This is a genomic window from Rhodococcus sp. NKCM2511 (genome assembly GCF_014905595.1).
In the GTDB taxonomy this organism is placed as follows: Bacteria; Actinomycetota; Actinomycetes; order Mycobacteriales; family Mycobacteriaceae; genus Rhodococcoides; species Rhodococcoides fascians.
On record NZ_BNHJ02000001.1, the window covers coordinates 3513002 to 3527558 of the forward strand.

Here is a 14557-nt window from a genome sequence, read left to right on the forward strand (position 1 = left end):
GACGACAGAATCGAGCGACCGATTATGACCGGAACGATCGAAGAACTCCGTGGCAAGGCCGAGGCGGTCAGGAAGCCACGTGCGAAAATGGCACCGTCGCCGACCCCCGAGACACGACCGTACTGGGATGCGGCAGCGGAGGGGCGTTTGTCCGTCCAGCGCTGCCAGGCGTGCTCCCATGTGTACTTCTATCCGAGAGACTTCTGCCCGGCGTGCAGTTCGGACCTGGTGGAGTGGATCAAGTGCTCGGGACGTGCGACCTTGTACTCCTACGTGATCGAACATCGGCCCGGGCCCGGCTTCGAGAACGACGGTCCGTATGTCGTTGCCGTAGTACAGCTCGAGGAGGGGCCGCGCATGATGACCAATATCGTCGGCGTGGAACCGCTCCCGGAGAATCTGCCGCTGGACATGGAGCTGAGTGTGCAGTTCGAGCCACGCGGTGAGATGTGGGTCCCCGTGTTCGCACCGACCGGAGCGTCGGCATGAGCGGCGGGGTGGTCATCGTCGGGGCAGCAGAAACCGACGAGATCGGAACGCTCCCGAATCATTCGACGATGAGGCTGCACACCGAAGCTGCACGTAATGCGCTACGGGACTGCGGAATCGACAAGAGTGAGGTCGACGGTATCGCCGGCGTGTCGATGCCGGGGCCGATCTCGGTGGCACACAGCCTGGGGATCGAACCACGCTGGATGGACACCACCAGCGTCGGAGGAACGTCGTTCCTCACTCATGTTCGACACGCCGTGGCGGCGATCGAAGCAGGGCATTGCTCCGTCGTACTGATCACCCACGGTGAATCCGGTCGATCTCAGGTCGGTGCGCCTCGCTACACGCCCGATCCGGCCTCGGTCGTCGGCCAGTTCGAGGCTCCCTACGGCGTGACCGGGCCGCCGAGCAGATTCACCCTCCCGTTCCTGAGGTTCATGAAGGAGACCGGAACCGAGGCGCGCCATCTCGCCGATGTGGCTGTCGCGCAACGGAAGTGGGCTTCACTGAATCCACGGGCCAAGTTTCGTGAACCGATCACGGTCGACGACGTGCAGAACTCGCCGGTCATAGCCTGGCCGTTTCATCTTCTCGAATGCTGTCTGGTCACCGATGGTGGTGGAGCTCTGGTGCTGACCACACGAGAACGGGCGAAGGATCTCGACGTTCCGGCGGTTCGTGTGCTGGGGACCGGTGAGGGTTATGAGTCGTCGGGTATCTCGATGATGGAGGACTTCACCACCTTCAAAGGATTCAAGAATTCGGGTGCCGACGCGTTTCGGGCGGCACAGATGACGCCTGCCGATATCGACCATCTGATGATCTACGACGCGTTCGCGCATCTGCCGTTGTACGGACTCGAGGATCTGGGCTTCGTAGGCAGGGGGGAGTCGGGCGAGTTCGTCCGTTCGGGTCACACAGCTCCCGGTGGTTCGCTGCCGATGAACACCAACGGCGGTGGCTTGTCGTACACCCACACAGGGATGTACGGCATGTTCGCCATCATGGAATCGGTCCGTCAACTACGAGGAACGGCTCCGGCACAGGTGGACGGCGTGCAGACCAGCTTGGTGCAGGGCAACGGTGGAATGTTCGCGGCAGGCTCGACTCTGATCCTCGCTGCAGCCTGAGGTCGGTGGGTGGATTCGGCTTGACCAGCTGCCAATTCTAGAATTACGCTTTACCCCTCGGGTGGGGCGAAAGCGAAGAGGATTGGTGGGGATCATGACCGAACGGGCCGGTTCGACGACGTGGCAGTGGAGCAAGACCGGCGAGACCCAGCGCAAGCTCCTCGACGCGGCTCAAGAGGTGTTCGCGGAGTCGGGTTTCGTCAACGCGAGCATCTCCGACATCGTCGAGCGGGCCGGATCGAGCACGGGCAGTCTGTACCACCATTTCGGCGGCAAATCCGAGCTGTTCACCGCGTTGTGGGATCGTCACAACACGGCACACCTCGAACAGGTCAGGGCGTCGGTCATCGCCGAGCGCCGGGGCGGCACCACCGATCCGCTCGACCTGTTCTGTGTCGGCGCACGTGCGTTCCTCAACGGAAGTTGGCAGCGCCGCGAAGTCGCTCTCGTTTTTGTGGACAACGACGGGCCGCCTGGTTTCGAGAAGCTGCGCAGGGAGAATCGCATCGAATGGATCAGGCAGAACTCGGCGCTGCTCGGCCCGGGTGACGACAGTGCGCAGCGAATCACCGTCGGGGTGCTGACCGACATCATCGTCGAATCGTCGCGCGAGGTCATTCTGAACTGCCGGACGAAGAAGCAGGCAGGTGTGGTCGCCGACATCATGTGCGACCTGATTCGGAAGATCGCTTCCGACTAGGCCTCGACCTCTCGGCCCGGTGTGCAATTTTGTTGCGCACCGGGCTTTTTGGCTTTCCCGGCTCGAACGTCGTGCCGTTTCGTACCTACCTCGGGTCAATTAGAGAGTACGATTCTAGAAGTTGCTTCTAGGGAGGGCGTGTATGTCTGGATCGAGAGAGGCGATACCTCTACCCGGTGTCGCCGTTCGGGTTGCACCTCGTGTCGAGCGACTACTGGCTCCCAATGCCGGGGCGTGGACGTTCGAGGGCACCAATACGTGGTTGATCGGTGCTCCCGATGCCTCGCAGTGCGCGGTGATCGATCCGGGGCCGGCAGATGCCGGACACCTGGAGTCGATCCTGGCCGCTGCCGGCCGTCGGACAGTGACGGAAATCGTACTGACGCACGGACACAACGACCACGCCGACGGGGCGCATGCGCTGGCCGAACGTACGAAGGCACCGGTGCTTGCGCAGCGTGCGGTATTCGGGCGAACCCCGATCGAGCACCTGCAACGAATGGTGTTGGCAGGGCACGTGACGGCTCGAATTCTGGGTACGCCCGGGCACACTCGAGATTCGGTGTGCGTGAGTTTGCCGGACGACGACGCCGTGTTGACCGGTGACACCCTGCTCGGCGGCGGCTCACCGGTCGTCCACCCGGCGTTGCTGGCGGGCATGATCGAGAGCCTGCGCATGTTGGCGGAGGTCGGTCACGGGGGATCGACAGTCGGATTGCCGGGGCACGGGCCGGTGATCGCTGATGTGGAGGCCGCGGCGCTGTATCGAGTTGCCGCACGAAGACGACGCATCGAACAGGTTGCAGCTCTTCGAAATTCGGGAACGACGGAGGTCGAGGATCTGGTGGGCGTCATGTATCGGCACATCGAGGATCCAGACGTGTTGAAAGCTGCACACTCATCCGTCGAGTCGATGGTGGTCTTTCTCGAGTCGGGCTTCGGTTCGCCCACAACGAATTCGGGGCGCAGACAATGACGGCTCGGCCCGACACCGAATGCACGGCACCGCGGCGGAAGGTGGAACCCCGATCCGAGCGTCAGGTCATGCACGATGCGTGGAGAACGCTGTCGGTGGTTGCGTTCGCCAGCATGGTGTCGGGGATGTCCGGGAGCGCCCTCAACGTTGCTCTGCCGACGGTCGTTCGCCACTTCGACGCCAGCAGTGTGGCCGCCAGCTGGATCCTGCTCGCGTACCTGCTGACCAATACCGTGCTTCTGGTTGCGTTCGGACGGATGGCCGACATGTTCGGCCGTCGAACCATGTATCTCACCGGTCTCGGCCTGTACACCACCGGCAGCATATTGTGCGGTCTCGCCCCGAATGCGTGGTGGCTCGTCGCTTTTCGCGTGTTGCAGGCGGCGGGGGGTGCCATGTTGCTCACCAATAGTGCGGCACTGGTGACCGCAGCGTTTCCCCGTCACAGACTCGGGGAAGGGATGGGCATCTATCTGGCGTCGTTCTCCATCGCGCAGCTGTGCGGGCCTACCTTGGGTGGCTTGATCGCGCAGCAAGCCGGGTGGCGCTGGGTGTTCTGGTTCAACGTTCCGATCGGGATTCTCTGTCTCATCTGGGGTGCCATCGCGCTGAAGTCTCCGCCCCGTGGTGGTGCGAAAGGCTATTCGCTCGACTTGCGAGGCAACGCAATGATTCTCGTGGCGTTGACCAGTGGTCTGGCCGCACTGTCGCAAGCCACGTCACTGGGCTGGTCGCACCCACTCGTGGTCGGCGGTCTGGCGGTGGCAGTCGTGGTGGTCCCGCTGTTTCTGTGGTTCGAGCGGCGTGTGCCCGACCCACTCATCGACGTCGCTTTGTTTAAACACTGGCCGTTCGGATTCGGCCTCCTGGCGTCCTTCATGAACTCGATTTCACAGAGCGGGATCGTGCTTCTGTTCGCTCTTTACTTCCAAGCAGTCTCGGGAGTCAGCCCACTCGAAGCAGGGCTGATGGTGCTGCCTGTCGCCGTCGCAGCGCTTGTCGCCTCGCTCGGATCCGGGCCGTTGCAGCGCAAGATCTCTGCGTCGTCGCTGTCCGTCGCCGGCAATGTTCTGACCGTGGTCGCTCTGTTGATTCTTCTGGTGTCGACAACGGGACGGATGCACGCGGCGGTCGTCCTCACCGGGCTGGCGCTCGCAGGATTCGGTTCCGGGTTGTTCATGCCATCCAATGCGACGGCCTTGATGCGTGATCTCCCCGACGAACGTCTCGGCATCGCCAACGCCATGCGCCTGCTTCTGCAGACCAGCGGATTCGTCGTCGGGACAGCCGTGATTCTGTCGGTCGTGACCAGCGCAATGCCCCTGGAACTGCGCAAGTACGTGTTCGCGGGAACGGTCAGTGACGTGTCGGAGGCCGCGGTGGATCAGCTGCTGACCGGATACGGCCGCACCCTCGGCGCGATGATCGTCATCGCATCTCTCACCGTGGTCGTGTCCATCGCAGCCAGGCACTCCAGAACTGCCGAGCAGCGGTGAGCCGCGGACGCGAAAAGCCGCCCACTCGAAGCGAATGGGCGGCTTTTCGTCGAGCAGCGAAGTTACTTCAGCGCGCGGTTCACGGCAGACACCACAGCGCGCAGTGACGCGGTGGTGATCGAGGTCGCGATTCCGACGCCCCAGACGGTGGTGGCGACACCTGCAGGCGAGGTGACCGAGGCTTCGACGTAGGCGGCGGCCTGGGCGTCGTCGCCTGCGGACAGTGCGTGCTCGGAATAGTCGAGGACGCTGACGTCGTAACCGATGGTGGACAGCGCGTCGACGAACGAAGCGAGTGGTCCGTTGCCGGAGCCGGAGATTTCCTGCTCGACGCCGTCGACCTTGACCGTGGCGGTGATGGTGTCGGTTCCGCCGTCGATTTCGGCAGCCTGTACCGACTGCTTGATGCGCTCGAGCGGACGGATCGGCGTCAGGTACTCCTCGGCGAAGACGTCCCACATCTCCTTCGGCGAGACCTCGCCGCCCTCACCGTCGGTGATGCGCTGGACGGCCTGGGAGAACTCGATCTGCAGGCGACGCGGCAGGTTCAGTCCGTGATCGGACTTCATGATGTACGCGACGCCGCCCTTGCCGGACTGCGAGTTGACGCGGATGACGGCCTCGTAGGTGCGGCCGACGTCCTTGGGGTCGATGGGCAGGTACGGCACCTGCCAGGTGATGTCGCCGATGTCCGAACCCTGTTCGTCTGCCGTGACTTTCATGGCATCGAGGCCCTTGTTGATGGCGTCCTGATGGCTGCCCGAGAACGCGGTGTACACCAGGTCGCCGCCGTAGGGGTGGCGCTCGGCGACGGGCAACTGGTTGCAGTACTCGACCGTGCGGCGAATCTCGTCGATGTTGGAGAAGTCGATCTGCGGATCGACGCCGCGGGTGAACAGATTCAGGCCGAGCGTGACCAGGCAGACGTTGCCGGTGCGCTCACCGTTGCCGAACAGGCATCCCTCGATGCGATCGGCACCGGCCTGGTAGCCCAGTTCGGCTGCGGCAACACCGGTTCCGCGGTCGTTGTGCGGGTGCAGAGACAGCACGATGCTGTCGCGACGATCGAGGTTGCGGCTCATCCACTCGATCGAGTCGGCGTAGACGTTCGGCGTCGCCATCTCGACGGTGGCCGGCAGGTTCAGGATCAGAGGCTTCTCGGGCGTCGGGTCGATGACAGCGGTGACCGCGTCGCACACCTCTTTGGCGTAGCTGAGTTCGGTGCCGGTGTAGGACTCGGGGGAGTACTCGTAGCGCCAGTCGGTATCGGGGAACTTGGCCGCTTCTTCGAGTACCTTGCGAGCACCGTCGGTCGCGATCTTCTTGATGACGTCACGATCGGCCCGGAACACCACTTTGCGCTGCAGGATCGACGTCGAGTTGTAGAAGTGCACGATGACGCTGCGAGCGCCCTCGCACGCGACGAACGTGCGCTCGATCAGTTCGGGACGGCACTGCGTCAGAACCTGGATGGTGACGTCGTCGGGAATCGCGCCGTCCTCGATGATCTCGCGGACGAAGTCGAAGTCGGTCTGGCTGGCGGACGGGAAGCCGACCTCGATCTGCTTGTAGCCCATGCGGACCAGCAGGTCGAACATCCGGCGCTTGCGCGCGGGGCTCATCGGATCGATCAGCGCCTGGTTGCCGTCACGCAGATCGACTGCACACCACTGCGGCGTCCGGTCGATGATCTTGTCCGGCCACGTGCGGTCGGGGAGGGTGACGGGCTCCACTTCCTCGGCGAACGGCCGATAACGGAACGTGGGCATCGAGGAGTTCTTCTGGGTGTTCCACGCAGGCTGGTCGCTGGGCGCGGGCCGTGAGGGAGGGGTGATGGTGCGGGATCCCGAGGTGAATGCGTCGGCTGGTGACATGGTCTTCGTCTCTCCGTACAGATCAGAGCAATGGTGTTCGACCGGCGCAACGAACCCCGCGACGGGAAGCCAGTCTGGTCTCAGACCCCGTCGCGGCTGTTAAGAAGGAGAGCTCGCAGCATGGGGTGAGTGTACTACCGCAGACCGACCGCCTACCCCAGGGTTCGGGAGTCGAATTTTCCGGTCACGGTGTCGTGCCTGCGTTGCCACTGATCGATGTCGTTCGGTCGTCCGACATCGTCCGCGGTCCAACACCGTGCGAGCAGTTCGTATCCGAGGTGGTCGACCTCTGCATGCCTCTCCCACATTCGATGCGCCCAGCGGCGATCGTTGTGCGCCGCTTCGGCTCCCGCGAGCGCGGCACCGACCAGCTCGAACTGGATATCTCGCCGTAGCTCCATAGTGGCTGCCGCCGAGGCTTTTTCGGTTCGGAGGGCCGTCAACAATCGGTCGGTCAACTCCAGAACCCGCCGATCGGACCACAGCAGCGCGCGCCGAAAAGCGCCCGGTAACAACAACCACAGCGCCGCGAAGGCAAGGGCGACACCCACCGCGGTCTCCACCACCCGATCGACGACGATGCCGCCGAGCGGAGCGCCCGGATGCGAGATGGTGCCCATCAGTAACGCGAGTGGGGTGATGAACGTGACGGCGAGACCGTAATTGCGCGCAACACTGATCTCGATCGCGAACTGCAGCACCATCAACACCACGATCACCGCAAGACCGGTCAGCGGTGAGAGATAGATCGCCGAGAACAGCACCACTCCGGCCAGCGTTCCGCCGAGCCGCTGCATGCCGCGGTACGTCCCGTGCACACGATCCGGCCCCTGCTGGAGCACCAGGACCGCGCCGAGGATCGCCCAATCCGGCCTGCTCAAACCCAGCGCCACGCTGATGCCGCCGGCACCTGCCGCCGCGCAGAACACCCGGATCGCCGTGGACGCCGCGTGCGAATCTCGATGCAACGACCGCTTCAACCGATACCCGATGCCCGGACGCGCCAGCGGCAGCTGATCTCGTGGCGATTCCACCGCACTTTCCGGATCCGGAAGGGTGCCGGCGCGCGCCCTCGTGGCGGCCGCAAACGCGAGATGGGCGTCGAACAGGGTCTGTACCAGCGCGGGGCGCGAGGTCCCGCGCGTCGACCCGGCCTCGTACACCGCGGCCCACGCCGCGTGCAGACGCGAGGCGGCGGTGTGCCGATCGCCGACGGACGCCGTCGGCGATGCCGTGTACTTCTCGATCGCCGCCACGGCCGCATCGACGGCCGCCCGTTCGGGACCCCTCGGGTCACGCACCACCCCGGACATCGCGACCACCAGCGCCGACGCCACCCCGATCGCCGCACACACGGCACCGCGGGTCGCGCTGATGTCGGCGGCAGGGAGGTACGACGCCACCGCGCACACCAGCACGAAGAAGAAGGCTCCGGGCGGGCCGAGTCGCAGCGCTGCCACGACGTAGACCGCGACAAGAGCGAGAACCGACAACACGGCCACCGGAATCATCCGCGCCCATCCGGTCTCGCCGAAGTCGAGGGCGAGCCGACCGGCCGTCGCGCCCAGCCACACCCAGGCCACCAGGGCGGCACCTGCGGTCAGCACCACCCACCACCGCGACCGGTAGGGCCGGCCCTCGCCGTAGATCACCGCGAAACTGCCCGAGACCACCAGCAGTGCCTCGGTGTGGAATCCGAGCAGCCACGCCAGGATCGCCGGAACACCGAACGCCAGCGCCGAACGCAGTCCACCGGGCCAACGCCGGCCGACGGCGGGGAGCCCGAAGAGCACCTTCAGGCCTCGAGCCGGCGGTGGTGGGAGATGTTCGGGAACGGTCACTCGAACATGTTAAGGCAGGCGAGAGGCCCTAAAGTCCCAGCTCGGAGCTACCCGGCCCACTGCTCGGGGCATTCGCTCGGTAAGGTGACCCGCGGACAATCGAACGATTGTCGGCTATCCAGCGGAGGTAAAACGCGTGGCTCTCATCGTCCAGAAGTACGGTGGATCGTCGGTGGGGACCGCCGAACGTATCCGACGCGTCGCTGAACGAATCGTCGAGACCAAGAAGGCGGGCAACGACGTTGTCGTCGTCGTATCGGCGATGGGCGACACCACCGACGAACTGCTCGACCTGGCACAGCAGGTGTGCCCGGCCCCGCCCGCCCGCGAGATGGACATGCTGCTCACCTCGGGTGAACGCATCTCCAACGCACTGGTCGCGATGGCCATCCACTCGCTCGGCGCCGAGGCACGGTCGTTCACCGGTTCCCAGGCAGGCGTCGTCACCACCAGCGTGCACGGCAACGCCAAGATCATCGACGTCACCCCCGGCCGCGTCCGCAGCGCACTCGACGAGGGCTCGATCGTGCTCGTCGCCGGCTTCCAGGGTGTCAGCCAGGACAGCAAGGACGTCACGACGCTCGGTCGTGGTGGGTCCGACACCACCGCCGTCGCGCTCGCCGCGGCCTTGAACGCCGACGTCTGCGAGATCTACACCGACGTCGACGGCATCTTCACCGCAGACCCGCGCATCGTTCCCAACGCACGCCACCTCGAGACCGTCTCGTTCGAGGAGATGCTCGAAATGGCAGCCTGCGGCGCGAAGGTGCTCATGCTGCGCTGCGTCGAATATGCCCGTCGTTACAACGTTCCCGTTCACGTGCGCTCGTCGTACACCACCAAACCCGGAACGATCGTCTCCGGATCTATGGAGGACATTCCAGTGGAAGAAGCAATTCTCACCGGCGTCGCACACGATCGCAGCGAGGCGAAGGTCACCGTCGTCGGTCTGCCCGACACACCGGGCTACGCCGCCAAGGTCTTTCGCGCCGTGGCCGACTCCGAGATCAACATCGACATGGTGTTGCAGAACGTCTCCAAGATCGACACCGGCAAGACCGACATCACCTTCACCTGCCCCAAGGCCGACGGCCCGACGGCAGTGGAGAAGCTCACCAAGCTGCAGGCCGATATCGGCTTCGCGCAGGTGCTCTACGACGACCACATCGGCAAGGTCTCGCTCGTCGGTGCCGGTATGAAAAGCCACCCCGGCGTCACAGCGACGTTCTGTGAGGCCCTCGCCGACGCCGGCATCAACATCGATCTCATCAGCACCTCCGAAATCCGTATCTCGGTGCTGTGCAGCGACACTCAGCTCGACGACGCCGTGCGCGCACTGCACGCCGCCTTCGATCTCGGCGGCGACGAAGAAGCCGTCGTGCACGCAGGAACAGGACGATAGCCATGACCACAGTTGCAGTCGTAGGAGCCACCGGCCAGGTCGGTGCCGTCATGCGAACCCTGTTGGAGGAGCGCAACTTCCCCGCCGACACCGTTCGATTCTTCGCCTCCGCACGCTCGGCGGGCAAGAAGCTGCCGTTCCGCGGCGAGGAGATCATCGTCGAGGACGCGTCCACCGCGGACCTCACCGGTATCGACATCGCACTGTTCTCGGCCGGTGCCACGCTCTCGCGTGAGCAGGCACCGCGATTCGCTGCCGCAGGTGCCACCGTCATCGACAACTCGTCGGCGTTCCGCAAGGACTCCGATGTGCCGCTGGTGGTCAGCGAGGTCAACCCCGAGGCCGCGAAGAACCCGCCCCGCGGCATCATCGCCAACCCCAACTGCACCACCATGGCCGCCATGCCGGTGCTCAAGGTGCTGCACGACGAAGCCGGCTTGCAGCGGTTGATCGTCTCGAGTTACCAGGCGGTGTCCGGTAGCGGCCTCGCCGGCGTCGACGAGCTCGCCACGCAGGCACGCGCCGTCATCGACGACGTCGAAAAACTGGTGCACGACGGTTCGTCGGTCGATTTCCCGGCCCCGAACAAGTACGTCGCGCCCATCGCGTTCAACGTCCTGCCGCTGGCCGGCGCGTTGGTCGACGACGGATCCGGCGAGACGGACGAGGACCAGAAGCTACGCAACGAATCGCGCAAGATCCTCGGACTGCCCGACCTGCTGGTCAGTGGCACCTGCGTGCGCGTTCCGGTCTTCACCGGGCACTCGCTGTCGATCAACGCCGAGTTCGCTTCACCGCTGTCAGTGGAACGCGCTCGTGAACTGCTGGCCTCCGCACCGGGTGTCTCGCTGGTCGACGTACCGACGCCGCTGGAAGCCGCAGGCAAGGACGACTCCCTCGTCGGCCGCATCCGCCAGGATCCGGGTGTCCCCGAGGGCCGCGGACTCGCGCTGTTCGTCTCGGGCGACAACCTGCGTAAGGGTGCCGCGCTCAACACTATTCAGATCGCCGAGCTCCTGGTCTGAGGTCGTGCGCGTTGTGCGTCCCCAGGGGTACGCACAACGCGCACGACGGTCAGTTCAGGCGGTGACCTTCGGCGGAGGCGTCGAAGATGTGCGCATGGGCTTCGTCGATGCGGACGTGAACGCGATCGCCCTTCTCGGGCGGGCTGCGCCAATCGGCCCGAGCGACAATGGTTTCGGTCCGGCCGTTGATGTCCGCGCGGCCGAACACGAAGGCCTCGGAACCGAGCTCTTCGACGACGTCGATCTCGAGAGCTATTCCGCTGCTCGCGATCTCGATGTGCTCGGGACGAATGCCGAACATCACCTCGGTGGCGGAACCGAGCGTCTGACGTGGGACCGGGACTATCTGATCGGCCAGGCGGACGCCGCCGTCGGTGACCGGAGCGCGGAACAGATTCATCGACGGTGAGCCCATGAACCCGGCGACGAATGCGTTGACCGGGGTTCGGTAGAGCTCACGCGGGGTGGCGCACTGTTGCAGCACACCACCTTTCAGGACGGCGACGCGATCACCCATCGTCATGGCCTCGACCTGATCGTGCGTGACGTAGACCGTCGTCGTGCCGAGCCGACGCTGCAACTGAGCGATCTGCGTCCGCGTCTGAACCCTCAGTTTGGCGTCGAGATTGGACAGCGGCTCGTCCATCAAAAACACCTGGGGCTGCCGAACGATGGCGCGCCCCATGGCAACTCGCTGCCGCTGGCCGCCGGAGAGCGCCTTCGGCTTGCGGTCCAGGTACGGCTCGAGGTCGAGCAGCTTGGCGGCCTCCTCGACGCGAGTGCGAATGTCCTCCTTGTTCGCCTTCGCCAGCTTGAGCGCGAACCCCATGTTCTCGGCGACGGTCATGTGGGGGTACAGCGCGTAGTTCTGGAACACCATCGCGATATCGCGATCCTTGGGTTCGGAATTGGTGACGTCCTTGCCGCCGATGAGGATGCGTCCCGAGTTGACCTCCTCGAGCCCGGCGAGCATCCGGAGCGACGTCGACTTGCCGCACCCGGAGGGGCCGACCAGAACGAGGAACTCACCGTCCTCGATGTGCAAGTCGAGCTCGTTCACCGCGGGGGTGTCGGAGCCGGGAAAAAGCCTGGTCGTGCGCTCGAAAGAAATTGTTGCCATGACGAAATAGATCCCTCCACCGGCAGGAACGTGCCGGACGATCCGAGTGTGGGGTGACGGCGGGAGCCGACCAGCACATAGTATGGGCCCCATCACAACCAGGAGGAAGGTGGCCGGGTGAGCGGCTCCGTGTCCAGACGCACCGCCCTACGTGGGCTGGCGGCGGCCGCAGTGGCAGCCGGAGCAGCCGCGATACCCGTGGCGTCGACGACGCGTCGAGCGCTGGCCGACGACTTCCTCCGAGGGCAGAGCCCACTGCTGTTCCATTCGCCGCAGCTGACGCCGTTCCGTGACGAGCTACCGCGGTTGCCGCTGATCAGCGGTACCGAGATCTCCCTCGACGCGCACAGCGCCACCCACTCTTTCCACGCCGATCTCAGGCCCGGGCCTACGTTCGGCTACGGTCAGTGCGACTACCTCGGGCCCACCATCGAATCGCAGCAGGGCGAGCCGTGGACGCTGAAGTACTCCAACACCACCGCAGGCAACCCACTCGCCGCCGACGTAGACACCTCGCTGCACGGCATGAGCGAGATGGATCGCACGATGACGCCGACGGCACTGCACCTGCACGGTGCCGTCACCGAACCGGCCAGTGACGGGCACTCCGAGATGCTGGTGCGTCCGGGCGAGTCGATGACTCACAATTTTTCCGGGCTCAACGATGCTGCCGGGCTGTGGTACCACGACCACGCCATGTCGATGACGCGCATCAACGTCTACGCGGGCCTGCTCGGGATGAACCTCGTCCGTGATCGTTGGGACACCGGTACTTCCGACAATGCGCTCGGTCTGCCTTCGGGTGAGTTCGAGTTGCCGTTGGTGCTGCAGGAAAAGATCATGAATCCAGACGGCAGCATGAGTATCCGCTCCAATATCACTGTGCCGCAGGGTAAGTGGGAGGGTGGCGGTACCGGCGACGTCGGCGTCGTCAACGGCAAGATCTGGCCGACGATGGAAGTGGCCCGGGGCATGTACCGGCTGCGGCTCGTCAACGCCGGGTCGTACAGCGTGTGGAACCTCTTCTTCACCAACAAGTTACGATTCTGGGTCATCGGAAACGACGGTGGATTACTCGACGCACCGGTGGAGACCACCAGCATCCGGCTCGCGCCCGCCGAGCGTGCCGACATCCTCGTCGACTTCGGAGCGGTCGAGGCAGGTGCCCTCGTCGAGCTGCTGAACGACGAGCCTCCGCCGGCGCAGGCCGCGTCCCTCGGAGCCGTCCCGATGCCGATGTTCTGCCAGTTCCGCGTCGCGTCCGCGGCAGGGTTCCGGGGCGGCATGCCGTCCCTGTTGCGCGGAGGTAAGGGGCAGCCGGATCTGTTGCCCGCGTTGCCGACCCCCACCTTCACGCGCACCGTCACCGTCAACCAGCCCTCCGGTGGGCTGAACCTCGACATGACGCTGATGAACCTGAACAACCTGCGGTACTCCGACCCGGACATCGAGATGCCCAAGCAGGGCACCGTGGAGATGTGGAACATCGTCAACACGACGGTCGAGCCGCACCCGATTCACCTGCACCTGGCGCACTTCCGGACGCTGGGACGCATTCCCATCGACCTCGCGGCGTACCAACGCGACTTCCCCCGGCCGACGTTCGGCACCAAATGGGCTCCGCCGGTCGAGAAGTTCCTCACCGGGCCCTCGGTGCCGCCGGCCACCTGGGAAGCCGGGTGGAAAGACACCGTCAACACGTACCCGGGCACCGTTACCCAGATCCTCGTTCGATTCCCGACGGCCGACGAACTCGGCTTCGATCCCGACGCCACGTTCGCGGGACCGGCCGCACACCACGGCGGTCACGACATGAGCGGTCACGACATGAGTGGTCACGACATGCCGGCTGCGGGTCCGTCCGAATTGCAGGGGTACATGTGGCACTGCCACATGCTCGACCACGAGGACCACGAAATGATGCTGCGGTACCGCACTGTCGCTCCGTGAGCTGGATGTAATCGCCGGCCGACCCTGTAGTGCGGCGCACTCGACCACGGAACGGACTTGGCCCATGACCGGCAGCGGAACCACATCCGACCCCTGGGCACTCACGACCGCCCCCGGCACGTCGGAATACACCATGTACCGGAATCTCGACCATGAGCCGCCTGCCCTCGTATGCCAGGTGGGGTCGACGACTCTGCGATACCGCATCCAGGCGATCGAGGATCTCCACGGCTGCCTGACTGCGCGTGCCGACTGGGTGATGCTCGGTGCCGCAGACGAGAAGAAGCCTGCTGCCCCGGATACGGTCGAGGCGTGGGGGCGCTCGCCCGACAACCCGGTCGGCGGGTGGTACGGACTCAGGAACGGATACCGCGGCCGGTTGGGGACGTACCTACCGCCGCTACTCGAAGAGCTGGGCCCTGCCGAACTCACCCACAATGCACGGAACAACAGCATGCGCGCCCTGTAGGGAGTCGTCGACAGAGTTTGTCGGTGGGTGGGTATAGCTTTCGTGGTGTGAAGACATGGGGGGATGTGTTCGAGCTCGGGAC

Annotated in this window: 12 protein-coding genes; 9 read left to right on the forward strand and 3 right to left on the reverse strand. The window is 64.8% G+C overall.

The genetic code is table 11. From position 1 onward, the window contains the following. The first annotated feature begins 24 nt into the window (after positions 1 to 24). The 5 genes from JLZ96_RS16450 to JLZ96_RS16470 all read left to right on the forward strand — a co-directional run bounded on the left by JLZ96_RS16450 (position 25) and on the right by JLZ96_RS16470 (position 4794). Positions 25 to 489: a Zn-ribbon domain-containing OB-fold protein gene (locus tag JLZ96_RS16450; RefSeq protein WP_201010600.1), complete on the forward strand. Its 465-nt coding sequence runs from the start codon at positions 25 to 27 to the stop codon at positions 487 to 489. After that, positions 486 to 1622 (forward strand): thiolase, encoded by a 1137-nt coding sequence (locus tag JLZ96_RS16455; protein ID WP_032386600.1) that lies wholly within the window; start codon positions 486 to 488, stop codon positions 1620 to 1622. Before JLZ96_RS16450 ends, JLZ96_RS16455 begins: the two co-directional genes overlap by 4 nt. A gap of 94 nt (positions 1623 to 1716) precedes the next feature. Beyond that, a complete protein-coding gene (locus JLZ96_RS16460) occupies positions 1717 to 2322 on the forward strand; it encodes a TetR/AcrR family transcriptional regulator (RefSeq protein WP_080731877.1) in 606 nt (201 codons plus the stop codon). A gap of 142 nt (positions 2323 to 2464) precedes the next feature. After that, the gene (locus JLZ96_RS16465; protein WP_201010601.1) at positions 2465 to 3298 is read left to right on the forward strand and encodes an MBL fold metallo-hydrolase; all 834 of its coding nucleotides are present in this window, start codon (positions 2465 to 2467) and stop codon (positions 3296 to 3298) included. A gap of 68 nt (positions 3299 to 3366) precedes the next feature. Next, positions 3367 to 4794: an MFS transporter gene (locus JLZ96_RS16470; protein WP_230591106.1), complete on the forward strand. Its 1428-nt coding sequence runs from the start codon at positions 3367 to 3369 to the stop codon at positions 4792 to 4794. A gap of 62 nt (positions 4795 to 4856) precedes the next feature. Here JLZ96_RS16470 and leuA read toward each other — a convergent pair whose 3' ends face one another. Further along, entirely contained in the window at positions 4857 to 6668 is a 1812-nt protein-coding gene (gene leuA / locus JLZ96_RS16475; protein ID WP_032364570.1) for a 2-isopropylmalate synthase, read from the reverse strand. A 152-nt stretch (positions 6669 to 6820) separates the two neighbouring features. Further along, positions 6821 to 8509 carry an FUSC family protein gene (locus JLZ96_RS16480; protein WP_201010602.1) on the reverse strand — a complete coding sequence of 563 codons (1689 nt, stop codon included), beginning with the start codon at positions 8507 to 8509 and terminating at the stop codon, positions 6821 to 6823. A gap of 136 nt (positions 8510 to 8645) precedes the next feature. Between JLZ96_RS16480 and JLZ96_RS16485 the strand changes: the two genes are divergently transcribed. Together JLZ96_RS16485 and JLZ96_RS16490 are read left to right on the forward strand one after the other, a co-directional pair. After that, complete coding sequence (locus JLZ96_RS16485) at positions 8646 to 9911, forward strand: aspartate kinase (protein ID WP_027494523.1); 1266 nt, start codon at positions 8646 to 8648, stop codon at positions 9909 to 9911. A 2-nt stretch (positions 9912 to 9913) separates the two neighbouring features. Further along, complete coding sequence (locus JLZ96_RS16490) at positions 9914 to 10936, forward strand: aspartate-semialdehyde dehydrogenase (RefSeq protein WP_027494522.1); 1023 nt, start codon at positions 9914 to 9916, stop codon at positions 10934 to 10936. Between the two features lie 49 nt (positions 10937 to 10985). Here the strand turns inward: JLZ96_RS16490 and JLZ96_RS16495 are convergent, their stop codons facing one another. Beyond that, on the reverse strand, positions 10986 to 12056 hold the full coding sequence (locus JLZ96_RS16495) for an ABC transporter ATP-binding protein (RefSeq protein WP_201010603.1): 1071 nt from the start codon (positions 12054 to 12056) through the stop codon (positions 10986 to 10988). 117 nt (positions 12057 to 12173) lie between these two features. On the opposite strand from JLZ96_RS16495, the gene JLZ96_RS16500 reads away from it, so the two are divergent. Together JLZ96_RS16500 and JLZ96_RS16505 are read left to right on the forward strand one after the other, a co-directional pair. Beyond that, complete coding sequence (locus tag JLZ96_RS16500) at positions 12174 to 14006, forward strand: multicopper oxidase family protein (protein ID WP_201010604.1); 1833 nt, start codon at positions 12174 to 12176, stop codon at positions 14004 to 14006. A gap of 64 nt (positions 14007 to 14070) precedes the next feature. After that, positions 14071 to 14475 (forward strand): DUF6855 family protein, encoded by a 405-nt coding sequence (locus JLZ96_RS16505; RefSeq protein ID WP_201010605.1) that lies wholly within the window; start codon positions 14071 to 14073, stop codon positions 14473 to 14475. Positions 14476 to 14557 lie beyond the last annotated feature (82 nt).

Bases quoted from the DNA above. Each gene is read 5' to 3' on its own strand.
- JLZ96_RS16455 (WP_032386600.1), top strand. From the start codon at position 486: ATGAGCGGCGGGGTGGTCATCGTCGGGGCAGCAGAAACCGACGAGATC.
- JLZ96_RS16465 (WP_201010601.1), top strand. From the start codon at position 2,465: ATGTCTGGATCGAGAGAGGCGATACCTCTACCCGGTGTCGCCGTTCGG.
- JLZ96_RS16495 (WP_201010603.1), bottom strand. From the start codon at position 12,056: ATGGCAACAATTTCTTTCGAGCGCACGACCAGGCTTTTTCCCGGCTCC.
- JLZ96_RS16490 (WP_027494522.1), top strand. From the start codon at position 9,914: ATGACCACAGTTGCAGTCGTAGGAGCCACCGGCCAGGTCGGTGCCGTC.
- JLZ96_RS16450 (WP_201010600.1), top strand. From the start codon at position 25: ATGACCGGAACGATCGAAGAACTCCGTGGCAAGGCCGAGGCGGTCAGG.
- leuA (WP_032364570.1), bottom strand. From the start codon at position 6,668: ATGTCACCAGCCGACGCATTCACCTCGGGATCCCGCACCATCACCCCT.
- JLZ96_RS16505 (WP_201010605.1), top strand. From the start codon at position 14,071: ATGACCGGCAGCGGAACCACATCCGACCCCTGGGCACTCACGACCGCC.
- JLZ96_RS16460 (WP_080731877.1), top strand. From the start codon at position 1,717: ATGACCGAACGGGCCGGTTCGACGACGTGGCAGTGGAGCAAGACCGGC.
- JLZ96_RS16470 (WP_230591106.1), top strand. From the start codon at position 3,367: ATGCACGATGCGTGGAGAACGCTGTCGGTGGTTGCGTTCGCCAGCATG.